Raw genomic sequence first — 21,921 nt, forward strand, 5'->3', positions numbered from 1 at the left:
TAGCGCTCGTGCATGGCTATTAGTTGAACATGGACGATACTGTTGAGACCATGGGTGAACTGTCCTCACTTCTGGGGCAGATGAAAGGCAATATAATACAGGAGCTGAGTTACTCAGAGAGAAGCATGGATGATCTTGCCCACCTGCTTGGAATTAACAAGAACGCTGTCAAGGAACATATGGAATCACTGGAAAAGAAAGGTTATGTCCAGCCGTTTTTCAGGGGAGGCGGAACGGGAAGGCCCAAGAAGTTCTACAGGCTCACGGAGAAAGGCATGGGGCTCCTGCCCAAGAGATACATATCATTCGCAACAATGCTGGTGGAGGAACTCGAATCGGAATTCGGGAGGGAGAAGGTCAATTTCATTCTGGGAAAGGTTGCGGACAAGATAGTGGGAGAATCCGGATGGAAAAGGCCGTCAGGCATTCCTGAATCAAGGGAGGACAAGCTGAAGAGGCTTCAGGAATTCGTTGGGACACTCAACAAGCTTGGCTATTATGCACGCCTGGAGGTCACAGATGATGTTGTGAGGATTATAAGGCACAACTGCATATTTTACGAGCTTGCAAAGAACAACAGCAGGATCATATGCACCGCCCTTGGATCAGACATAATAAAGAACTCAATAAACCAGGACTTCAGGATCAGGGAGAAATTCTCTGATGGTGACAACAAATGCGTTGTTGAAGTGAACCTCACTGACTAGGCTGGCTCTTAAGGTGAATTCCCTTCAGGTTCCTGATCATATCTTCTGTCATTGCGTCAAGGTCATATTCCGGTGAGAAGCCCCAGTCGATTTTTGCGTCTGTTGAATCCAGGCTCCTTGGCCATGTTTCTGCTATTGCCTGTCTGTAGTCTGGCCTGTAACTCACATTAAAGTCCGGTATAACTTTCCTGATGGATTCCGCCAGGGTCCTGGGATCAAAGCTGAATGCCGATATGTTGTAGTCTATGGTGTACCTGAGCCTGCTTTCATCCGCAGAGTAAAGCTTCATCAGAGAATCAAGCGCATCAGGCATGTACATCATGGGAAGGGCGGCATCCTCCTTCAGGTAGCATTCATAATTTTTCCCGGCAACTGCATGGTAGTACATGTCCACAGCGTAGTCGGTTGTACCGGCAGACGGGGGAGTCTTGTAGCTGACAATCCCGGGATACCGCACACCCCTGACATCCAGGCCAAATTTATTGCGGAAATATGCCGACAGGAGCTCGGCGTTGACCTTTGTCACACCGTACATTGTGGTGGGTCTTGTGACTGTTACCACAGGGACATTGTCCCGCGGCGTATCTTTGCCAAACACCCCTATTGTACTTGGAATCATCACCCTGTTGACGCCAGCTTTCATTGCAGAGTCCAGTATATTGAAGGTCCCAACACTGTTCACCATGAACGCCATCTCAGGGTTTCTTTCACCCAGGGCTGAAAGGATTCCGGCCATGTGAAAAACTTCTGTCACTGAGCACTCCTTCAAAGTGGATGCAACCATGTCCCTGTTTGTCACGTCAAGAGGCACATATTCAACGTCATGAAAAATATCTGGATTCGGAGGTTTCACATCGCTTGCTATGACCCTTGAAGGCCCGAATTTCTTCACAAGCAGGGGAACAAGTTCTGTACCTATCTGACCCATGGATCCGGTCACCAGGATAGTGCCCATGCCTGGGAAATGCCATGAGGTTCATTAATTCTTGCGATTTGACCTTCTGCATTGCAGCATCGGCGCATCAATTTTCTGGAAACGCAGAAATCCGCCAGCAGGAATCCCGTTAAAGCAGCATTTATGGTGAAATTTGAATCAACATTGATCACTAGTGACATCCTCCCCCATCTAACGCAGGGGGCTTCCTATTTCAACGATACATGGCTAATGCCTTCACGAATCAGGCATCCCGTCAGAGATATCTCCATAGGCGTGACTTCCCCACTGTCCGTGGGTACATCGGTCTGTATGAGACCGAATTTCTTTATGTTTTTTGCGGCATTCCATTCCCTGTCATGTGTGATATTACATCTGGGACATGTCCATGTTCTTTCACTGAGCTTCAGGTTGTAGATATACCCACACTTTGAACACATCTTTGACGATGGATCGAATCTTCCGATCTCTATTATGTTCTTTCCTCTTGACAGTGCCTTGGTTTTCAGCATTGTCACGAAAGAAGACCATCCTGCATCTACTATGCTCCTTGCAAGATGATGGTTCTTCATCATACCCGATACGTTCAGGTCTTCCGTTATTACGGTGTCATACGCCTTGAGCATTGCATCTGATACCTTGTTGTGGAAATCCATTCTCTGGTTTGCTATGTGTTCCTGTGCTTTAGCCACTTTTACTCCTGCCTTATTCCTGTTCTTTGACCCCTTCTGCTTTCGGGAAAGCCTCTTCTGCAATATTGCCAGTTTCTTTTCCGATTTCTTCAGATTTTTGGGATTGTGGATCTGCATTCCGTCAGAGGTGGTCAGGAATGCAGTTATGCCCACATCAATACCAGTAGATGTACCTGCTTCAATCTTTACAGGTTCAGGTATTTTTATTCCTGTCTCAGCCAGTATTGAGGCATAATATTTTCCCGATGGTGTTTTTGATATGGTCAGGCTCCTCATTTCGCCTTCAATGTTCCTGTGCATGAAGAGACGCAATGGATTCTTGAATTTCGGGATTGCCAGGTGATTGTCATTAACGGTGAAATGCTGGGGAACTGTGAATGAACCCCCAGTTTTCTTTTTCTTGAAGGTGGGATATCCCGCAATATTCCTGAAGAATCTTGAGAATGCAGTGTCAAGATTTTGAAGCACCACCTGAAGACTCTGTGCATTGATATCTTTTAACCACTCATTTTCTTTCTTTAACGAAGGAAGAAGGGACTGCATACTCTTGTAACTCATCCCCTTTCCCGTTTCCACATACTGCGTGTTCCGCAGATCAAGGAAATAATTCCATACAAACCTGCATGATCCAAAGTGCTTTTCCAGGAGAATTTGCTGTTCCTTATCGGGATACAATCGGAACTTATATGCTTTGAACATGCTGTTTAAGTAATTACCTACTAATACTTAGATAATTTGTTTGCCTTCGCTAAAATAGTTTTTGTTCGCTTTCATCCCCTATCTTGCGAAAGGGGAATTCCCGCTCGCAAATGTTAAATACTGAATCAGGGTACTAATATGATCAACATGGAACCGGTCATAACTGATGACAGGATTGACCTGCCAGATTTCATGGCTGATTCTAACCCGGACAACAGAAGCGCCGTCTTCTCACTGGTAAAGGCGACCCAGTTCTCAGGTTTTCCTGACGTGATGGGGATATATTATGAGACTGATCAGGAGACGGCCCTGAGGGTGCTGAAACGCATAAGGTCAGATGCCATGGACCGGTACCCAGTCACTGACATATCTGTGATTCTCAGGACAGGAAAAATATCCATCGGTGATTATGTTTCAATTGTCATGGCCTGGGGAAGAAGAAGTGACGATGCCTTTTCAGCATGCAAATTCGTGGCCGAAGAAATTGCCAGCGAAGTGCCCATGTGGAAATATGAAGTCAGGAAAAAGGAAGCCGTGCATTATGAACTTGATATGAAGTGATGTCTCTTCTCATGCCTTCATGAAGTGTAAACCATAAATAGTACATTAAGCAGTATACGAATTGATAAGGTTATACCTATTTAATAGTAGAAGAAAATCTCATATCATGATAATCCGAAACAAGTTCACTGATTCACGTTTTTACGAAGTCAAGGAAACGAGCCTCCCTGAATCGCGCGAGATGATACGACACAGCGTAAATGCACATCACAGCCTTGAGGAATATCCAGGTTTCAAGCTCCAGGAGAACCTGCTTGAGGCTGCAGATATCATATCCCGGGAAGCTTCCATTCTTGCTGAAATGCTTGCACAGGAAACGGGAAAGCCCGTAAAACTGGCCATGGACGAGGTGTTGCGATCCCAGGATGCATTCAGGATCGCTGCAGCCGAAATCCTGAAATCAAATGGCGAAACCAGGAGGCTTGATACATCGCCTTCAGGCTTGAACAGGATAACCTATTCAGTCCCAATACCGCTTGGCCCCATGCTGTACATAGCTTCATACTTCAGTCCCCTATTTTCAACTTCAGCCATGACGGCATCTGCCCTTGCCGTAAGGGACAGTGTCATAGTGAAACCCTCAAGCCTCACTCCTGCAACCACTGACCGGTTGCAGAAGATCATTTCTGAGGCAGGCTTCCCGGGCAATTCAATGCAGGTCGCCAGGACATCCGGATTTGGCAATGTCACGAAGTTCCTTGTAGAATCACGTGAAATCAAGATCCTTGGTTTTTCCGGGAAATGGGAAACTGCCACGCGTATAGCAGCAATGGGTGGACTGAAGAAGTACATGATGGAAATATTCGGAAATTTTCCGGCCATTGTATGGGATGATGCCGATCTCGACATGGCAGCGGAACAGATTGCAAGGTCTGCCTTCCTGACTTCCACCTACACTGGCCACCACCTCCAGAGGATACTGGTACATCAGGATTCCTATGAGTACCTTAAAAACAGGCTCATGGAGATAGTGTCGCATTTCAGGGTGGGGGATCCCATGGATCCGGAGACGGATGTTGGCCCCATGATTTCAATTGATGAGGCAAAATCCGCCGAAGATTTTGTGTCCGTGGCCCGATCACTGGGGGGAAATATATTATCAGGGGGTACCAGGACAGATTCCCTCATGATGCCGACACTCATCGAGAATATCGACACGTCCTCATACATCTGGAACAATGATGTTCCGGGGCCTGTCACAATGATTGCACCTGTCTCATCCATGTCCCAGGCAATAAAGATAGCAAATGATGCTCCAACCGGAATAAGTGCCAGCATATTCACCTCGGACATGAATACTGCGTTTTTTGCCTCAGAGAAGCTGGCTTTTCCCACTCTCATAATAAATGATTTCCCAGATTACCTTCCGGATTCAATACCCATATCCGGATCCGGGAAAAACTGGACATACCGGCACGGAGTGAGATACCTCATGGATGAAATGTCCGGAGTGAGAGAAACTGTTATAAAAAGATAGGAGGATTACTTTATGGGCCGCATCCTCTTTATTACTTCCGATGAGAATTCACTGCACTTGAGCGCCTTTATGTTGAGGACCCTTGCAAGATCCTGGGTCACCTTCTGGTCCTTGTAGGCGGACATTATGGCACTTTCAAGTATATTTGCGGCTTCATTCCATCCAAGATGGCGCAGCATCATCTCTCCAGACAGCATCAGGGAAGTTGGATTGGCCACATCCATTCCAGCATACTTGGGGGCAGTGCCGTGTACTGCCTCGAATATTGCGTAAACATCTCCGACATTTCCGCCAGGAGCCAGGCCAAGCCCGCCCACCTGAGCAGCAAGGGCATCTGATAGGTAGTCCCCGTTGAGGTTGGTTGTTGCGATTATATCATAGTCCTCAGTCCTTGTGAGAACCTGCTGGAACATGTTGTCAGTTATCCTGTCCTTAACAACTATCCTGGAGGGAAAAGCCTCAGGCTGTTTCAGGTATTCCTCCTCGGTCACCGTCTTATCCCCGAATTCTGTCCTTGCCACTTCATAGCCCCAGTCCTTGAATGCGCCCTCAGTGTACTTCATGATGTTTCCCTTGTGAACCAGAGTGACGCTCTTTCTCTTGTTCTGGACAGCGTATTCCAGTGCCTTCCTGACCAGCCTTGCTGATCTGAACCTGCTGATTGGCTTTATGCCAATTCCCGTGTCATCCGTAAGGTTAACGGAGAAATTATCTGAGAGAAATTTCCTCAGCATTGTGGCTTCCGGCGAATCGTATTTCCATTCTATTCCCATGTAGAGGTCCTCGGTATTTTCCCTGAACACAACCATGTTCATCTTCTCCGGATTTTTCACTGGAGACGGGACTCCCGGAAAGAATTTGACCGGCCTTATATTCGCATACAGGTCAAAATATTGCCTCAGGGTGACATTCAGGCTCCTGAAACCCTGGCCAATGGGCGTTGTCAGTGGCCCCTTTATTGATACGACACACTTCTTCAGAAGATCAAGAGATTCCTGCGGTAGATGCTTCCCTGTATTTTCCATGGCCTCCTCGCCCGCCAGTACTTTCTCCCAGACAATGTTTCTTTCGCCCTTGTATGCTATTTCCAGTGAAGCGTTAATTGCTGCTATGGATGCCTTGGTAATGTCCGGACCAATTCCGTCACCTTCTATGTAACCTATTGTAGGATTGCTGGGTATCTGCATACCCTTTCCCTCTATCACCTTGATGTATGCCATGTGTTATCTCTGTGGAATTCCTTATTCACTCTTATATTTTCAGTCTTGCATCAATATTTGTTATGAGTAAATACTCATTATTTCCTGCAACAATTCCGCCGTTAAAGGATCCGGGGTTACTGGCACCGCTGATAATGGAAGATCCTGAAATGATGAAAATGTTGATCATTATTTTCGGTTTCTTTCCTCTGGCTGCCGGATGCATGAAAACCGGCAGGCAGTGACTTAGAGAATGATCGCTGTGGGACGTTCGTGTTTTAGTGTCACGAAGCCTTATTAGGCAAGAAACAATGATTTGGAAGTGGACTTCAAAAAAGTTTTCAGGATGTGCTCAGCCTCTGATAAATTCCCGCAATTTTTGTCAACAAATTCATCATGGAGGTTTCTAGAGTGATAGCTGCTGTTCTCGGCTTGCAGTTTGGCGATGAGGGCAAGGGTAAGATCACTGACTTCCTGAGCGGAATGTTCCAGGTTGCCGTAAGATTCAATGGTGGCGGGAATGCAGGCCATACCGTTGTTGCAAACGGCAAAACCTACAAATTTCATCTGGTGCCATCAGGATCCCTGAGATGCGAAACTGTGGTACTTGGAAATGGAATGGTGATCGACCCCCACGGCCTGGCAGAGGAAATGGACAAGCTCACGGCCTCAGGCTGTACTTCGCACATTATCATAAGCAAGATGGCGCATGTCGTAACGCCAATGCACAAGATACTTGACACAAAGGAAGAGTCCGTAAGATCAAAGCTGAGCATTGGAACAACTGCCCAGGGCATAGGCCCCACATATGAGGACAAATATGCAAGGACCGGCATAAGGATGGTTGACCTTCTGAGCCGTGATACTCTAATGGAAAAGGTTGAGACCATATACAGAATGAAGGAAAGCCTGCTTGCCAGCACTGATTTCAGCAGAAAGGAGAACAGGGAAGCCATGGTGGATGAATTATACATGGTTGGCCAGAAGCTCACGCCGTTCCTTGAGTATACTGAGCTTGAAATTTTCAGGCAGTACAGGAAGGGTAAGAGCATACTTTTTGAGGGGGCACAGGGTACAATGCTTGACATAGACTTCGGAATGTACCCCTTTGTAACCTCTTCAAATGCGCTTGCTGGAGCGCTATCACTGGGAGCGGGATTTCCATTCAGGAAAGTGGATTATGTCATTGGTGTTGCAAAAGCCTACATGTCAAAAGTGGGATCCGGGCCTTTTCCCACGGAACTTGAGGAAACCCAGGCAGCCAGGCTGAGAGATCTCGGCCATGAGTTTGGTACCACAACGGGAAGACCAAGGCGCGTGGGATGGCTTGATATCCCGATGCTCAGGTATTCCATCATGATGAATGACGTGGACGCGCTGGCTATCACAAGGCTGGACACACTGGGGCAGATGGATAAAATCAGGATCTGTACGGCCTACAGAAAAGATGGAAAGGAGATCGACTACATTCCCAGAAGTTTCCAGGAATTTTCAGGGGTTGAGATGGACTATATGGATATGGAACCCTGGGGAAAGCTTGTCCAACATGAAGGCGGTTACACCTTCAATGCTCTTCCCGCAGCACTCAGGAAATACGTCGAGAAAGTTGAGGAGCTGCTTGACATCCCTGTTGACATAATATCACTCGGGGAAGGCCGGGAAAATACCATAGTCAGGGATACTTCTGTGCTCAATAGTCAAGCACAAGGTACACCGGAGCATGATCCGATCCTGTGACCTCCTCCATTATTCCTGCATCCTCCACCCGGGATTTCAAGTCCGCCGACACAACGAAATAATCTATGCGCCAGCCTATATTCCGTGATCTTGCGTTGTGCATATACGACCACCATGAGTAATGGCCCGGATCGCCATTGAACATCCTGAATGTGTCAACATAACCGTCCTCCAGAAACTCTGTCATCCAGTCTCTCTCTTCCTTTGTGAACCCCGCATTGTGTTCATTGCTCCTGGGGTTTGCAATATCTATCTCCCTGTGTGCCACGTTGAAGTCCCCTGTTATTACCACCGGCTTCTTTTCCCTCAATTTATTGCAGAACCTGTGAAATTCAGAGTTGAATGCCAGCTTATAATCCAGCCTTGTGAGGCCTCTTTGCGAATTGGGGAAATATACGTTCAGGAAATAGAAATTGTCCAGTTCCAGTCCCATTATCCTTCCTTCTGTGTCAAATTCAGGATTTCCGATTCCACGGATAAGTGAGATCGGGTGTATCCTTGATAATGTGAGAGTGCCGCTGTAGCCCTTTTTTTCAGCTGGATTCAAATATGCAGTATATCCGCCTGATGACAGTTCCAATGGCACCTGTCCCTCAGAAATCTTGACTTCCTGCATTGCCATGATGTCAGGGGATTCCTTCTGTATGAAGCCGGACAGCCCTGATTTCATAGCAGCCCTGAGCCCGTTCACATTCCACGATATCAGCTTGATGGTCATTGCATCTGTATCTACCTCCAGCGTTAAAACATTTACAGGTTTTCAAACGAGTTAACCACTGATCCTTCATTACGGTAAATGAGCCGATGATCAATGATAATCACCAATTCCTGGGTGGAGCAAGCCGCATCAAAGTTGTCACTGCTCCCCCGGTAATGCAACCAAATCATGAGTTGCAAAGATACCTGTCACGCACATGATTTCAGTACTATCTTCAGATATTCAGGATGGGATTGACCAGCCTGGTCTGCATCCAGAATATATGGAATCAAAAGACTTAATCAATTTAAAGTCATATTCTCATTATGACCGTTGAGAAAGAATATGATGCTCCAAGAAAAATTGATCACGTGATACATGCACCACATGGAAGTGAGCTGCATACCAGAGGCTGGGGACAGGAAGCGGCAATGAGGCTGCTCATGAACAATCTTGACCCGGATGTGGCAATGGACCCGGACAACCTCATAGTTTACGGGGGCAAGGGAAAGGCCGCCAGGAGCTGGGATGCCTTCAATGAGATAATCAGTATGCTCAAGGAACTGTACAACGATGAGACACTGTTGATACAGTCGGGGAAACCTGTTGGTGCATTCAAGACCTCAAAATGGGCACCGCGTGTACTCATAGCTAACGCACAGATAGTCCCCAGGTGGGCCACGGATGATATCTTCTGGGACCTTGAACGCAGGGGTCTCACCATGTTTGGCCAGATGACCGCCGGAAGCTGGATTTATATCGGATCTCAGGGCGTTCTTCAGGGAACATACGAAACACTGGCAGCAATTGCGAGAAAGGATTTCCATTCAAAGGATCTGCGGGGAAAATGGTTCCTTACTGCAGGACTTGGCGAAATGGGGGGCGCACAGCCCCTTGCAATAACCATGAACAATGGAGTCGGAATTGTTGTGGAGATAAATCCAGAGAAAATTCACAGGAGAATCAACGGAAAATATCTGGACACATGGACAGACAGCCTGGAGCAGGCCCTGAAGTTGAAAGACGAGGCAGTTCAGGCTGGTAAACCCCTTTCCATAGGACTCCTTGGGAATGCAGCAACTGTTTACTCACAGCTAATGTCCATGAAGGTGGTCCCGGATGTGGTATCGGACCAGACAGCTGCTCATGACCTGAACCTCGGATACATCCCGGAGGGATATACTGTTGAATCTGCTTCGGATTTCCGGAACAGGGACCCGGATGGCTATCGCAGGGCAGTCTACGCTTCCATAGTGAAGGAGACCAGTGCAATGCTGTGGTTCAAGCAGAACGGATCGAAGGTATTTGACTACGGCAACAACCTGAGGACCCGGGCACAGGAAGGCGGCCTGAAGAATGCGTTTGACATACAGGGATATGTTCCTGCCTATATCAGGGACCTTTTTGCCGTGGGCTCTGGCCCGTTCCGCTGGGTTGCTCTCTCCGGAGATCCTGAGGATATATACCGGATTGACGAGGCCATAATTGAGAATTTCAGCCATGATGAACATCTGGTGAACTGGATCAAGCTAGCCAGGGAAAAGGTCAAGTTTCAGGGGCTCCCGGCCAGAATCTGCTATGCTGGATACGGAATGAGGGAAAAGCTGGGCCTGATGATGAACGAGATGGTTCGCAAGAAGATTGTTTCCGCACCCATAGCCATAGGCAGGGACCACCATGACACAGGTTCTGTAGCGTCACCATTCAGGGAAACTGAAGGGATGAAGGATGGCAGTGATGCCATAGCGGACTGGCCCATTTTGAATGCACTGCTCAATGCGTCATCGGGTGCCACATGGGTGTCTGTCCACCATGGCGGTGGAACTGGAATTGGCAACTCAATTCATGCTGGGTTTGTCCTTGTGGTTGATGGCACAAAAGAGGCAGACGAGAAAGTTTCAACTGTCCTGAATGCTGATCCGGGAATAGGCGTAATAAGGCATGCCGATGCCGGGTACTCCAGTTCCAGAGACCTCATCAGATCAGGGGTAAGATTCAAGGTTCCAATGGATGAACATTGAATCTCTCCATTCATACTACTTTTCCAAGCACCATTCCACCAGTATATACTGATAATGACCATATTTTTGGCAATTTCTTACCATTACACTTTTAAAAGGTACGTTATATGGCGTGACCCTGAAATGATGAAACGGTTCCCGGCACTCCTCAAAGCGCCTCACGGAAGGGCCTCAGGAGGGAGCAATAGCAGGTTGGCTACCATCATCCCTTCCATATGCCTATACCGAAACCTATTGCAAACAGAACAATTGAGAATGTAACGCCAATTGTTCCAAAGTTGAGCTGGCTGAAGAATGCTGAAAGAGACGAGTATATCTGTGAGGTCTGGAGGCTCGGGATAAACGTAAGACCAAGGAATGAAGCCAGGATGAACGCCACCACTATGAGAACAACAGAAACAAGGGCCTTCTTGATTGCGAGCCCAAACAGGAGGCCATCAACAAAGCCCAGCAGGAGTGTTATGTACACAGCATATGGTTCTATTGCGGCTGGATAGATCAGTGATGACATAATGATTAACTCTATAGCCTTATGGCAAGTATTATATATAAATGTTGTCAGACATATTCATCTGTTACATTCTAACCTGCGGTCATTTCTGGAGATCTGGAGGCCATCCGCCCTGCAATAAGGAAAAATGAAAGTATAAACGCAGCAGCCACAAGGACAGACGTTATGATCATCCCGTATGCCGGTGAAGCCAGGAAGAACGTCCCAAAGAACGTTGGAATCAGAGCTACTCCAAGATTTGTTGCCACACTGTACATGGACGTTGAGAAGCCGGCCTTCGCAGGGTCCTCAACGTACCTGGTTGTGGAAGTCATTGCCATGGACCAGAAGGCGTTGCCGAAGAAGCCGAACATGAAGAATGATACCAGCAGCACACTTATTACAGATGTGAATGCAAGAAAATATGTCAAAAATAAGATAGAAACCAGAGACAGGGCGGAGGTGATAACCATTCCAGCACGTATCATCCTGATTCTCTCAAACAGGGGAGGCAGGATTATGGCCCCCAGAGCAGACCCAAGGAATGCCAGACCCGACATTGCACCGCCATAGGCCAGAGCACTGCTTGTGCTTACATGATGATTTATCAGGGCTGATGAGGCGATCCCTCCGAACATAACAGAGAATGCCGATATGATCAGACCAACGTACCAGTTCTTGATCATCCCCGGCCGGAATGACCCACGAAGGGACCTGCCGGCATATTCCCTTGGATATGTTCTTGATCCCAGCGGAAGAATGACAAGGGCAGCCATTGCAAGGACAGCGTCCAGAAGGAATATGCCGGATATGCTGTCCTTAAGCAATGCAAAGAAGTATGGAGTGAGGAGCGCACCAGCAGACATGCCAAGAAACAGTATCCCAACACTGACTCCAACAACAGTATTGGCCCTTTCTCTGTTTATGGACTGGGCCAGAGCCCCAACAGGGCCAAGTGCCAGGGGGTATGCAGAGGCAGCAATGATCTGGCCCAGAAAGAGCACCGCATAATCTGGTGAAACGGACCTTATGATGAGCCCTGCAACTGACAGGGAAGCAGAAATCATGAGGGAAATTCTTATGGAATATTTAGCCGACAGATACCCCGAAAGAAGTGCGAATGCCACCATTGTATAGCCGTACAATGATATGAGAAGCAATATTGATGCAGCACCTACGGCATAATGTGTTGAAAGATCCGGGAGTATAGGTGAAAGAGTGAACCACCCGAAACCTATGGTGAAATTCAGGAACCAGTAAGGAAGCAGGCTTATGTATCTGTTCATAGCGTGATACTGATGCACGCGGTGAATTTAATATTTCTCCAGGCTGCACACAAAGTTTTTGCCTGGTGCACATATCTATGCAGATAGTCTATTCCTGTAGCCGCAAAATTAATGTTCAAATTAATGCTATTAATCTATGTCACTGAAAGCTGTTGTGATGGCAGGAGGCAAGGGCACAAGGCTGAGACCAATAACATACTCCATCCCCAAGCCGCTGGTCCCCATTGCCGGAAAGCCGTGCATAGGATATGTCCTGGATTCCTATTATGAAGCAGGAATAAAGGATGCAATCATAACTGCAGGCTACAAATTTGAATCACTGATTAAAGGTGTCCTGCAGTTCAAGCAGTCTGACCAGAATATACTTTTTTCAGTGGAAAAAGAGGCTGCCGGAACAGCGGGCAGCATCAAGCTCATATCAAAGTTCATTGACGACACATTTGTGGTTGGAAGCGGGGACACGCTCATAGACTTCAATGTGGCGAAGATTGTGGATTTCCACCGGAAATCAAAGGCAAAGATCACAATTGTCCTGACAACAGTGGAAGATCCCTCACAGTTCGGCATAGTGGAGATGAAGGACAACCTGATTACCAGATTCCTCGAAAAGCCCACTCCTGACCAGGCCTTTTCCAATCTTATAAATGCAGGCCTTTACATTATGGAGCCGGAGATACTTGACTACATTCCAGCAGGACAGCCATATGATTTCGCAAAGCAGCTCTTCCCCCTGCTTCTGGGTGAAGGAATCAAGATACACGGGTACATAGGCGAGGGGACATGGCTGGATACCGGAAGGCCAAATGACATGATAAGGGCAAATCAGCTCATGACGGAGAAATATGGCACTGCCATGAACGGTGAGAATCTTTCAGGGAAGCTCATAATCAACAGTTTCATGAAGGACATCAGAGGGGCTGATATTCAGGGGCCAACATATATAGGATCGTCAGTGAAGATAGGCAAGGGAACAGTCATAAGGAAAAGCGCAATCTACGACAATGTTCAGATCGGTGATAATGTTGTCATAGAGGATTCCATCCTCATGGACAACGTGAAGGTAAATGACGGTTCAAAACTTGTAAAATCTGTCATAATGAAGGGGACCTCAATAGATAAGTCGTGCGAGGTGCATGAAAGCGTCCTGGCTCCACAGCTCAAACTTCAGAGCAATTCCAGGGTTTATAATGTATCCCTGTCGTCTGACGTCATTGAGGAAGAAAACTCTCCATGATCCAGTTATAAATATGAGTTTAAAGGAATCCTGCCTTCTGTAAAATGAGCAGGTCCTCCGTTGTGAGCTGTTCGCCATTCTTGAACTTCTCAAAGAGTTCTGTTGCCCTGCTCTGCAGCTCGCCTTCCTTCTCCTTCTTCTTAGTCGCCCTTGTTTTGGTACGCAGGCTTGAAATTACCTTCTCAAGATCCCTGAGATCGTTCTTGGCCTGGATAAATGCTTCATGCTCCTTTGTGGATTCCTGGCTGAACTTGATGAAGAGCTCGTGGTACTCGTCAGCTTTCTTCCTTGTTTCATCCAGTTCCTGAAGGTCTTTGTTGATCTCGTCACTCAGTGCTGTTATCCTTGATGAAATTTCATCAATCTGGACCTTTAATGCTTCGCCGGCTTTCCTCTCAGCAGTTATCTTCTGGTTCAGGTCTCTTACTGCGTCGTTACTTTCAAGCTCCTTTTCCCTGATCTGCTTTATCTGCTTTATCTCATTGGTAAGCTTCCTTATCTCGTGGACAACTTTCTTCTCTTCGTCCTTGCCCAGCTCGGTGGTCTGCTGCTTGATCTCCAGGCGCTGAAGTTCCTTTTCCTTCAATCTGAGGCTCTGCTTGTCAACGCCTTCAACATTTGTCTCCTGCCTGACTTTCCTGTAATCTTTCCTCAGTTCAGAGAGGTTCGCATAATGTTCCTCCTTTTCAGCACGGAGTTTCTGGACCTGTTCTATGAGTTCGTTCTTCTCGGCTATTTTTTTCTTAACCTCATCACGCATCTCGTGAACCTTGTTGTTAAGAATATCTCTTTCCTCAGCATATCTATGGCTTTCGGCAGCAGCCTCATCTCTTTTCTTGATGTGCTCTTCCACTATTTGCCGAATAACCTCCCTTTTTCCTTCAAATTCATCGAGAAGCTCACTCATATGGACCAATCAGCGTAGAAGCTTAGTGTGAATGCCAGCACCCAATAAATAACTTTCGTAAAAAATTCCCTGAAGTATGTACCATATGAGGAAACTTTTCTGACCTGCCATAACCTGTGAGAATATAGAGCAAACCAGCTCTTGTGATGAAACATGCAGGCCGGCAGACCATCCCGAATGGCCTGATAATGCGTCTATGGCGCTGATGTATCTTGAGGCAGTTTTATACATCGTTGCAATTCAGCATTTATGGAAAACAGACCCCGTATCCTGCAGGTGGTTGGAACTTCATCCAGCTCCGGTAAGAGCACCATTGCCATGGCCCTTTGCAGGTACTTTTCTGATCTGGGCTTTCGGGTGAGCCCCTTCAAGTCTGTGAATATGTCACTGAACTCCGTATCCATAGAGGGAGGATATGAGATATCAAGATCACAATGGCTTCAGGCAAGAGCTTCCAGAACAGAGCCTGAAAAGGAGATGAATCCAATCCTGCTGAAACCTGAGGGCAATGGAAGGTCACAGGTCATAGTTCTCGGGAAGAGCATGGGAACCATGGATCAGAAGAGTTACGGAAAATTCCTTTCCTCTGAGGGAAAGAACGTTGTTAAATCATCGCTGGATTATCTCGCAAAAAAGTTCGATCTTATTGTGGCAGAAGGTGCAGGCTCTCCAGCTGAAATCAATATTTTCGAGCGGGATCTGGCCAACATGTTTGTTTCAGAAATATATGGCACACCTGCGGTTCTTGTTGCAGATATAGAACGGGGAGGAGTCTTTGCCTCCATATATGGTACTGTGAAATTGATGCAGAGGCCGGATCTCCTCAAATGGATCGTTATTAACAAGATGAGGGGATCGGCAGATCTGCTGAAGAGCGGCATTGAAGATATTGAAAAACTCACCGGGAAGAAGGTTATAGGTGTCATGCCATTTACTCCCTTCAGACTTCCTGGAGAGGATTCCCTCGATTATGGGGAGTCGGGATCGCCGGGTGGTAGAATATGTGTCATACGCTATCCTCAGATGGAGAATTACAGTGATGTTGATCCCCTCATAACATCTGGCGTGGGATTCACGTATATAACCTCGCCAGAACAGTATTACTCAGCCGGTTGCAGATCCCTATTGCTGCCGGGATCAAAAAATGTGGAGAGTGATATGGAATTCCTTTTAAAAACAGGACTTGCGGATATAATCCGGCATCATGCTTCGGCCGGTGGGAAGATTCTTGGCGTATGCGGCGGTTTTCAGATGCTTGGAAATAATATTGAAGATCCAGCTGGAATACAGGTGTGTGGAAAATCACTGACAGGACTTGGGCTTCTGGATACAAGTACAGTATATGGCAGAGAGAAAACAGTGAGGACTGTGCTTTATGGACCTTATAACGACGGGGCAAACAAGGCTATGAGGAAGGGATACGAGATTCATTATGGAACGGTCACCACAGGATCAAGGCCGTTTCTCCTGACAGATCACGGTCCGGAAGGCGCAGTATCGGAATCTGGAAATGTCATGGGAACCAATATTCACGGCGTTCTTGAACACAACAATATCCTTTCTTTGCTTTCAGGTATGCCAGTTAAGATGGATTACGAAAGCGAAATGGAAAAAAATATAGACTTATTCACCAAAGCTTTTATTGAGAGCATCGATCTTGACGTAATAAAGAGAACCTTGTCATGAATCCTGCATCCCTTGAAATCACCATCACCGTCCTTATCGGGGCAGTAGTGCTTGACTTCGTCTTTGGCGATCCCAGGAAATATCTCAGTCCTGTGACGCTTATCCGCAGGGTCTCAACTTTCTTTGAGACGTTTTTCAGAACCTACAGCCACCGTATGGCTGCAGGAGCCTTTTTTGCAATATTCATCTCTGTGCTTTTTGCCATTCCATTCACCGGTTTGCTCATACTAGTTTCAAGAGTGCTGATTATTCAGGCAATCGTTGGCATTATCCTGTTCAAGGGGCTTTTTTCCATAACCAGCCTGAGCGATAAGGTCAATCCCATAATCACATCTCTGGAGAGCGGTGCTGTTGAGGATGCTGCTGTGTATGCATCTCACATAGTGAAAAGAGATCTATCAGGCCAGGATTCCCCCCATATAGCTTCAGCTGTGATAGAGACAATATCCAACACTCTGCTGAATGAGGTGGTCTCACCCCTGTTTTATTTTTCAGTACTGGGGATCATAGGATCACTGGTGGCAAGGGTGGTCGATATCCTTGACGGCATGGTTGGGCAGAAAAATCGCAGGAACTTTTATTTCGGGCACTGGCCGGCAGTATTCCATACAATGCTGAACTACATTCCCGCGCGGGTATCTGCATTTCTCATACTGCTGGGTTCAGAGTTCCTGAACTACAGAGTGAGCAATATGCCCTTCAAGGCCATGAGGCTTGCCACTGACAGCCCCGGTGAGGGATGGGTCATAGGTGCCATGGCAGCATCGCTCAACCTGAGAATGGAGAGAGTTGGCCATTACGTGATGAATGAAAGTGGGTTTGATCCTTCCGTCGGTGACATAAGAAGGGCAATGCGCGTATATTATGTGGCATTCTACGTGATGCTGGTCCTGGTAGTCCTGCCAATAATACTGCTGCTCTACTTTGGCGGATTTTACCCGCTAAACTGAGGAATCAATCTCCATGTTGAGATTGCCCACCTGTTTAACAGGATCAGCGGATGTGTATACCGATCTTCCCACAATGACAAGATCTGCGCCTGCACGTATTGCGTCCCCTGCCTTCCCCCCCTGCGCTCCCACGCCGGGGGTCATTATGATCTTTCCCGGAGCCATCTTTCGGATCCGGGCTATTTCTGCAGGGTTGTTTCCCGGTGCTATGAAGCCTGCTGCACCGGCACGGACTGACATTTCCACAAGCCTGTCTGTATTCGGGTTTATGAATTCCGCTGATCCGGGATGGCTCATTGAGACAACAGAAAAAACCTTCATGTCGCCTGCGGATTCAATTACAGCGCGAAGGGAATCGTGCCCCGTGAATGAGTGGGAGATAATCCCCCATGCTCCCATTTCAAGCGCTTTCTCCGTTATGAGGGAATTTGTGTTTGGTATGTCCGCAACCTTGAAGTCACATATGACACGTGAATAGCGAGACACATCCCTGATTATTCTGGATCCTGACAGAAGTATTGCAGGCCAGTTCAGTTTTATTGCAAATACCATGGATCCAATCTTAGCTGCCATCTCAATCAGGTCACTCTCCTTCATGAGATCCAGCGCTACAACAAGTTTCGATTCCAATTATACCCTGAGAAGATGGACAGTGGGTTAAAAATCATTTCCATGGGGGTGCCGTTTCCGGCATCACACCATGTCTATTCCTGAATCCTCGCTGATGTCCCCAAGAAGCTTCCTTATGTTCCTTGCCTCATTGGACCCGGATATCATGTATGGAGATTTAACCCCTGTAAGCAGGACAAGCACACGGATTCTGTCTCCCATTTCCGGATCAACATTGGCGCCCCATATGATCCTGGCATCCCTGTTTATGCGTTTCTGTATCTCGGCCATTGCATTCTCTGCTTCGCTCACTGTCATGCTTGGGCCCCCTATGACCCTTATGAGGCAGTTCTTTGCGTCGGATATGTCGGCCTCCACAAGTGGCGATGTGATGGCGTCATTGACTGCCGACATTACCCTGTTGGACCCGCCTGCAGCCTCGCCAATTCCAATCATTGCTACGCCGCCGTCCTTCATTATTGTCCTTATGTCAGCGTAGTCCAGGTTTATGAGCCCTGTCTTTGTAATGAGTTCCGTGATGCCTTTCATAGCCTCGGAGAGCACTGAATCTGCGTACTCAAAGGCCTCTGTTATTGGCTTCTTTGGGACCTCCTTCAGAAGCTTGTCGTTAGGAATGGCAATGACTGTGTCTGAATACTGCGATATCTTCTCAAGCCCCGCAGCCGCATTCTCCATTCTTATTCTTCCCTCGGCCGTGAAGGGCAATGTGACTATTGAGATCACCAGTGAACCAGCATCCTTTGCACTCTTGGCCACAATAGGAGCTGAACCTGTGCCTGTTCCGCCTCCAAGACCGCAGGTGACAAAGGCTATGTCAGTCCTCTGAACCAGTTTCTGGATTGCGGGAAGGTCTTCCATTGCAGCTTCCTCACCTATCTGCGGTATTGCGCCGGTCCCCAGCCCCCTTGTCCTCTTCTTGCCGATGAGCATCTTGTATCTTGTCCTTATGGTGGAAAGGTGGCTTGCATCTGTGTTGAGGGCCACAAGATCCGCACCGGCAATGCCTTCTCCGGCCAGCCGGTTTATGGTGTTGGAGCCTCCGCCGCCGCAGCCTATTATCTTTATTCTTACCCTGAGCCTGTTGGCTATCTCAGCGATTTCCCTGTCTTCGGGTGATAAAAATTCTTCATCCTGGGACTGCACATGCTTTTCCGCCTCCACATTATCCATGGCGGACTTGAACAAAAGATCAACTATGTCGCCCATATGTCTGATAAGATAATAAAATGAATATATAATTTTTGTGCATAGCAAACCTACAAAAGCCTTGACTTATGTGATCCAGCGTCTGTCATCTTCTGTCTGACAGCTTCCGCTTCAATCTGGAACGCATCACCAGTGGAACAGGGATAAGCGAGAATACTGCAGCAATTATGAAAGCTATCTGTGTTGCGTGGATGAATGCCCCCGTGAAATTTTCAACCGCAGGCGTTGTTATCCCAAGAAATATTGAATCAACAATGGATCCCGGCACGTAGGCTGAGATCACCATAAAAACAATTGTAAGGCCAAGGACAGACCCAAGATTGAGCATAAGGGTTCTCACGCCTGCAGTCTCTCCCCTCTTCCCGGGAGGAACGGACAGCATGGTCACAGTGCTGTTGGGCGTGTAGAAAAGCCCGCTGCCAGCCCCAGCCACTGCCATTGCCATGCCAAGAAGGGCATAATCTGATGCCCTGAAGGCAACGGCCGCAAGTAACAGGGCACCAAGGCCAGAGAGCATGAGGCCAAGTGATTCCATGCCGGACGGGGACAGTTTTCCCTTGATGTAACCTGAAAGAAAGCTGAAAATACCCATGGCACCGGCAAAGGGTATTACCAGTACCCCTGCGGTGAGTGGATCCTTTTCAAGGGGGCCCTGCAGGAACAGTATGAGTAAGAAGAGCACCGAAAATCTTGCGATTGAGCCTCCCACCAGTGCGATTATGGAGTCCCTGAACGCATTGATCCTGAATAGGGTTGGATCAATTATGGGGCGCCGGGATAAACTTTCCTGATATAAGAACAGCGAGAGAAACAGTACCAGTGCAACAAGCAGGCTTATGAATATCCAGGATCTTAATGATATTCCCGGCAGGACTGTCATAAGAACAATTGCTACAACAATCGTGAGGGACAGGAGCACTGCCCCACGAAGGTCAATGTGGGCAGAAATCTTTCTGGGTATTTCCCTTATTGTTACGGTTGATGCTATAAAGCCATATATGGCAATGGGCATGTTGAATACGAATATATATCGCCAGTTGAATTCCGTGAGCAGCCCGCCAACGAGGGGGCCAATGGATGTCCCCAGCGCTACAATTGCGGCGTTTATGCCCATGGCTTCACCAAGCTCAGCCGCATCGAAACTGTCTGTGAGTATTGCGAGGCTGTTTGAGAAGAGAAGTGCACCACCTATTCCCTGGACAACACGCCCTGCCAGAAGCACGTCTCCCCCTGTGGCTATGGAGGATATCAGTGAACCAATGAAAAACACAATGTAACCGGAGGAGTAGAGGCGTTTTCTTCCTATTATGTCAGAGTACTTTCCAAGGACAGGAGTCAGGACGGTCAATGCAAGTGAATAGACAACGATGATCCATATTGCCATGAAGAAGCTTACGTGGAGGCTCCGGATAATGGCGGGTATTGCTATGAGAAGTGATGAGGAATTTATGACTGAAAGGAATGAACCTGTTCCAGTAACTGCAAGAATCCTTTTCCCGTAACTGTTCAATGGAATTGACCTGCCGTGGGGTATTTAATTAAGGCTTTAAATTATTACCCCTGGATGGAAAGCAGGAAAGAGTTTCTGAGAAATAGGCTTCTGGAGCTTGGCGCGGTAAAGTTTGGTGAATTTGTGCTCACTTCCGGCAAGAAGTCTGATTATTATGTGGACATCAAGGATGCAGCCACAGATCCCCAGGTCGTGGAGGCAATCGGTGAAATTTTCAGCCAGATGGTAGCTGCAAAGGTGATCGCTGGAATGGAGCTTGGTGCTGTTCCGCTGCTCGTGTCCACATCCCTGTCAGGAAAAATTCGCTATGTGATCATAAGAAAGGAAAGAAAGCACGGCACAGGCAAGCTGAATATAGGAGAGATAGTGCCTGATGAGAGAGTGGATATAATTGAGGATGTGGTTACAACCGGAAACTCAGTCCTTAAGGCAGTGAACTTCATAAGGGAATCTGGCGGGATCGCCACGAGGGCATACTGCGTTGTGGACCGTGAAGAAGGCGGAAAGGAACTCCTGTCAGAAAACGGCGTTGAACTTCATCCCATCTTCAGGATATCGGAACTCAGGAACAGATGAATTGCGGTAAGCTTCCATAAGCCGAGATAACTGATATATCCAGCCTGCACACAGCATAGCTACTGCCATCAGGACAGGATATCATCTATTCGGCCAATTTCAACAGGTGTGGTATCCTTGCCAACCAGAACGCCTTTGCTGTTTGCAAGTATTGATGAGCCCACATACATGTTCCCGAAATTTGCCGTTCCGGATTTGACCGGGACCTTGAAAAGATCGGAAAGAAACTTCATTTCCTCCTCATCAGCGTCCGGAGTTACAAGCATTCCCTTGGCGCTGAGGACCGATGCGGATCCCACCGTTTTTATCCCCCCAATGGTTCCCTTCACGACCTCAACGTCAAGCGTATCGGCTATTTTCTTTATTGAGGATGCCGTGTATCCCCTGTGCACCATTGCCGCATGATCGTTTGCGACTATGTCATTCCCCACAGCATTTATGCGGTCCTTAAGATAAAGAATGTTCCTGCCCGATGCCAGATCGAGATCCAGCTTCTCGCTGTTTACAGGAAGTATGATGCCCCTTGAATTGAGAACCATAAGGCTTCCTATGAGATTGGAATTGTCTATGAGTATCTTCTCAGTTTGAACCTGAAGCCCTTCCTCAATATCTCTGAGAGAATCATCTTCGATTGGCACAGGCACGAATGCCACGTCTTCCCAGACGCGGGCATATACGCCTATAAAATTACTTCTAAGAATAGATGTTTTTCTAATCATTTA

At 47.4% G+C, this 21,921-nt stretch carries 20 protein-coding genes; 9 read left to right on the forward strand and 11 right to left on the reverse strand.

The features are described 5' to 3' along the window. The first annotated feature begins 29 nt into the window (after positions 1 to 29). Positions 30 to 707: a winged helix-turn-helix transcriptional regulator gene (locus tag RE469_03725; GenBank protein ID WMT45635.1), complete on the forward strand. Its 678-nt coding sequence runs from the start codon at positions 30 to 32 to the stop codon at positions 705 to 707. On the opposite strand, the gene RE469_03730 is transcribed toward RE469_03725, so the two are convergent. Further along, positions 697 to 1,662, reverse strand: a complete 966-nt coding sequence (locus RE469_03730; GenBank protein ID WMT45308.1) for an NAD-dependent epimerase/dehydratase family protein — start codon at positions 1,660 to 1,662, stop codon at positions 697 to 699. The genes RE469_03725 and RE469_03730 overlap by 11 nt on opposite strands. 188 nt (positions 1,663 to 1,850) lie before the next feature. Further along, entirely contained in the window at positions 1,851 to 3,032 is a 1,182-nt protein-coding gene (locus RE469_03735) for an RNA-guided endonuclease TnpB family protein (GenBank protein ID WMT45309.1), read from the reverse strand. Between the two features lie 138 nt (positions 3,033 to 3,170). Here RE469_03735 and RE469_03740 point away from each other — a divergent pair, with 138 nt between their 5' ends. Both RE469_03740 and RE469_03745 read left to right on the forward strand, forming a co-directional pair. Further along, positions 3,171 to 3,593, forward strand: a complete 423-nt coding sequence (locus RE469_03740) for a molybdenum cofactor biosynthesis protein MoaE (GenBank protein WMT45310.1) — start codon at positions 3,171 to 3,173, stop codon at positions 3,591 to 3,593. A 106-nt stretch (positions 3,594 to 3,699) separates the two neighbouring features. Further along, positions 3,700 to 5,070: an aldehyde dehydrogenase family protein gene (locus tag RE469_03745; GenBank protein WMT45311.1), complete on the forward strand. Its 1,371-nt coding sequence runs from the start codon at positions 3,700 to 3,702 to the stop codon at positions 5,068 to 5,070. A 5-nt stretch (positions 5,071 to 5,075) separates the two neighbouring features. Here the strand turns inward: RE469_03745 and icd are convergent, their stop codons facing one another. Then, positions 5,076 to 6,290: an isocitrate dehydrogenase (NADP(+)) gene (icd, locus tag RE469_03750; protein WMT45312.1), complete on the reverse strand. Its 1,215-nt coding sequence runs from the start codon at positions 6,288 to 6,290 to the stop codon at positions 5,076 to 5,078. Positions 6,291 to 6,680: 390 nt separating this feature from the next. On the opposite strand from icd, the gene RE469_03755 reads away from it, so the two are divergent. After that, positions 6,681 to 8,006, forward strand: coding sequence for an adenylosuccinate synthase (locus RE469_03755; GenBank protein WMT45313.1), 1,326 nt, complete (start codon positions 6,681 to 6,683; stop codon positions 8,004 to 8,006). On the opposite strand, the gene RE469_03760 is transcribed toward RE469_03755, so the two are convergent. Beyond that, entirely contained in the window at positions 7,960 to 8,724 is a 765-nt protein-coding gene (locus RE469_03760) for an exodeoxyribonuclease III (GenBank protein WMT45314.1), read from the reverse strand. The genes RE469_03755 and RE469_03760 overlap by 47 nt on opposite strands. 305 nt (positions 8,725 to 9,029) lie before the next feature. On the opposite strand from RE469_03760, the gene hutU reads away from it, so the two are divergent. Beyond that, positions 9,030 to 10,724, forward strand: a complete 1,695-nt coding sequence (gene hutU, locus RE469_03765; GenBank protein WMT45315.1) for a urocanate hydratase — start codon at positions 9,030 to 9,032, stop codon at positions 10,722 to 10,724. 202 nt (positions 10,725 to 10,926) lie between these two features. Here the strand turns inward: hutU and RE469_03770 are convergent, their stop codons facing one another. Then, a complete protein-coding gene (locus tag RE469_03770) occupies positions 10,927 to 11,235 on the reverse strand; it encodes a hypothetical protein (GenBank protein WMT45316.1) in 309 nt (102 codons plus the stop codon). Positions 11,236 to 11,306: 71 nt separating this feature from the next. Beyond that, positions 11,307 to 12,500, reverse strand: coding sequence for an MFS transporter (locus tag RE469_03775; protein WMT45317.1), 1,194 nt, complete (start codon positions 12,498 to 12,500; stop codon positions 11,307 to 11,309). A 136-nt stretch (positions 12,501 to 12,636) separates the two neighbouring features. On the opposite strand from RE469_03775, the gene RE469_03780 reads away from it, so the two are divergent. After that, complete coding sequence (locus RE469_03780; GenBank protein ID WMT45318.1) at positions 12,637 to 13,734, forward strand: NDP-sugar synthase; 1,098 nt, start codon at positions 12,637 to 12,639, stop codon at positions 13,732 to 13,734. 19 nt (positions 13,735 to 13,753) lie between these two features. Here RE469_03780 and RE469_03785 read toward each other — a convergent pair whose 3' ends face one another. Continuing rightward, positions 13,754 to 14,641 (reverse strand): coiled-coil protein, encoded by an 888-nt coding sequence (locus tag RE469_03785; GenBank protein WMT45319.1) that lies wholly within the window; start codon positions 14,639 to 14,641, stop codon positions 13,754 to 13,756. A gap of 249 nt (positions 14,642 to 14,890) precedes the next feature. Between RE469_03785 and RE469_03790 the strand changes: the two genes are divergently transcribed. Together RE469_03790 and RE469_03795 are read left to right on the forward strand one after the other, a co-directional pair. Beyond that, positions 14,891 to 16,327 (forward strand): cobyric acid synthase, encoded by a 1,437-nt coding sequence (locus tag RE469_03790; GenBank protein ID WMT45320.1) that lies wholly within the window; start codon positions 14,891 to 14,893, stop codon positions 16,325 to 16,327. Beyond that, positions 16,324 to 17,277 (forward strand): CobD/CbiB family cobalamin biosynthesis protein, encoded by a 954-nt coding sequence (locus RE469_03795; protein WMT45321.1) that lies wholly within the window; start codon positions 16,324 to 16,326, stop codon positions 17,275 to 17,277. Before RE469_03790 ends, RE469_03795 begins: the two co-directional genes overlap by 4 nt. Here RE469_03795 and pyrF read toward each other — a convergent pair. The 3 genes from pyrF to RE469_03810 all read right to left on the reverse strand — a co-directional run bounded on the left by pyrF (position 17,269) and on the right by RE469_03810 (position 20,623). Then, positions 17,269 to 17,907, reverse strand: coding sequence for an orotidine-5'-phosphate decarboxylase (gene pyrF / locus RE469_03800; GenBank protein ID WMT45322.1), 639 nt, complete (start codon positions 17,905 to 17,907; stop codon positions 17,269 to 17,271). The genes RE469_03795 and pyrF overlap by 9 nt on opposite strands. Before the next feature lie 63 nt (positions 17,908 to 17,970). Beyond that, positions 17,971 to 19,113 (reverse strand): cell division protein FtsZ, encoded by a 1,143-nt coding sequence (gene ftsZ / locus RE469_03805; GenBank protein ID WMT45323.1) that lies wholly within the window; start codon positions 19,111 to 19,113, stop codon positions 17,971 to 17,973. Positions 19,114 to 19,198: 85 nt separating this feature from the next. After that, complete coding sequence (locus RE469_03810) at positions 19,199 to 20,623, reverse strand: MFS transporter (GenBank protein ID WMT45324.1); 1,425 nt, start codon at positions 20,621 to 20,623, stop codon at positions 19,199 to 19,201. Between the two features lie 54 nt (positions 20,624 to 20,677). Between RE469_03810 and pyrE the strand changes: the two genes are divergently transcribed. Then, on the forward strand, positions 20,678 to 21,199 hold the full coding sequence (gene pyrE / locus RE469_03815; protein WMT45325.1) for an orotate phosphoribosyltransferase: 522 nt from the start codon (positions 20,678 to 20,680) through the stop codon (positions 21,197 to 21,199). Between the two features lie 68 nt (positions 21,200 to 21,267). On the opposite strand, the gene RE469_03820 is transcribed toward pyrE, so the two are convergent. After that, complete coding sequence (locus RE469_03820; GenBank protein ID WMT45326.1) at positions 21,268 to 21,918, reverse strand: translation initiation factor IF-6; 651 nt, start codon at positions 21,916 to 21,918, stop codon at positions 21,268 to 21,270. Positions 21,919 to 21,921: the final 3 nt, after the last annotated feature.

This window comes from Cuniculiplasma divulgatum (genome assembly GCA_031200235.1).
GTDB lineage: Archaea > Thermoplasmatota > Thermoplasmata > Thermoplasmatales > Thermoplasmataceae > UBA509.

Excerpts from the sequence above, each read along its gene's own strand:
- RE469_03725 (WMT45635.1), top strand. The coding sequence starts at position 30 with ATGGACGATACTGTTGAGACCATGGGTGAACTGTCCTCACTTCTGGGG.
- RE469_03730 (WMT45308.1), bottom strand. The coding sequence starts at position 1,662 with ATGGGCACTATCCTGGTGACCGGATCCATGGGTCAGATAGGTACAGAA.
- RE469_03735 (WMT45309.1), bottom strand. The coding sequence starts at position 3,032 with ATGTTCAAAGCATATAAGTTCCGATTGTATCCCGATAAGGAACAGCAA.
- RE469_03740 (WMT45310.1), top strand. The coding sequence starts at position 3,171 with ATGATCAACATGGAACCGGTCATAACTGATGACAGGATTGACCTGCCA.
- RE469_03745 (WMT45311.1), top strand. The coding sequence starts at position 3,700 with ATGATAATCCGAAACAAGTTCACTGATTCACGTTTTTACGAAGTCAAG.
- icd (WMT45312.1), bottom strand. The coding sequence starts at position 6,290 with ATGGCATACATCAAGGTGATAGAGGGAAAGGGTATGCAGATACCCAGC.
- RE469_03760 (WMT45314.1), bottom strand. The coding sequence starts at position 8,724 with ATGACCATCAAGCTGATATCGTGGAATGTGAACGGGCTCAGGGCTGCT.
- hutU (WMT45315.1), top strand. The coding sequence starts at position 9,030 with ATGACCGTTGAGAAAGAATATGATGCTCCAAGAAAAATTGATCACGTG.
- RE469_03770 (WMT45316.1), bottom strand. The coding sequence starts at position 11,235 with ATGTCATCACTGATCTATCCAGCCGCAATAGAACCATATGCTGTGTAC.
- RE469_03775 (WMT45317.1), bottom strand. The coding sequence starts at position 12,500 with ATGAACAGATACATAAGCCTGCTTCCTTACTGGTTCCTGAATTTCACC.
- RE469_03780 (WMT45318.1), top strand. The coding sequence starts at position 12,637 with ATGTCACTGAAAGCTGTTGTGATGGCAGGAGGCAAGGGCACAAGGCTG.
- RE469_03785 (WMT45319.1), bottom strand. The coding sequence starts at position 14,641 with ATGAGTGAGCTTCTCGATGAATTTGAAGGAAAAAGGGAGGTTATTCGG.
- RE469_03790 (WMT45320.1), top strand. The coding sequence starts at position 14,891 with ATGGAAAACAGACCCCGTATCCTGCAGGTGGTTGGAACTTCATCCAGC.
- RE469_03795 (WMT45321.1), top strand. The coding sequence starts at position 16,324 with ATGAATCCTGCATCCCTTGAAATCACCATCACCGTCCTTATCGGGGCA.
- ftsZ (WMT45323.1), bottom strand. The coding sequence starts at position 19,113 with ATGGGCGACATAGTTGATCTTTTGTTCAAGTCCGCCATGGATAATGTG.
- pyrE (WMT45325.1), top strand. The coding sequence starts at position 20,678 with ATGGAAAGCAGGAAAGAGTTTCTGAGAAATAGGCTTCTGGAGCTTGGC.
- RE469_03820 (WMT45326.1), bottom strand. The coding sequence starts at position 21,918 with ATGATTAGAAAAACATCTATTCTTAGAAGTAATTTTATAGGCGTATAT.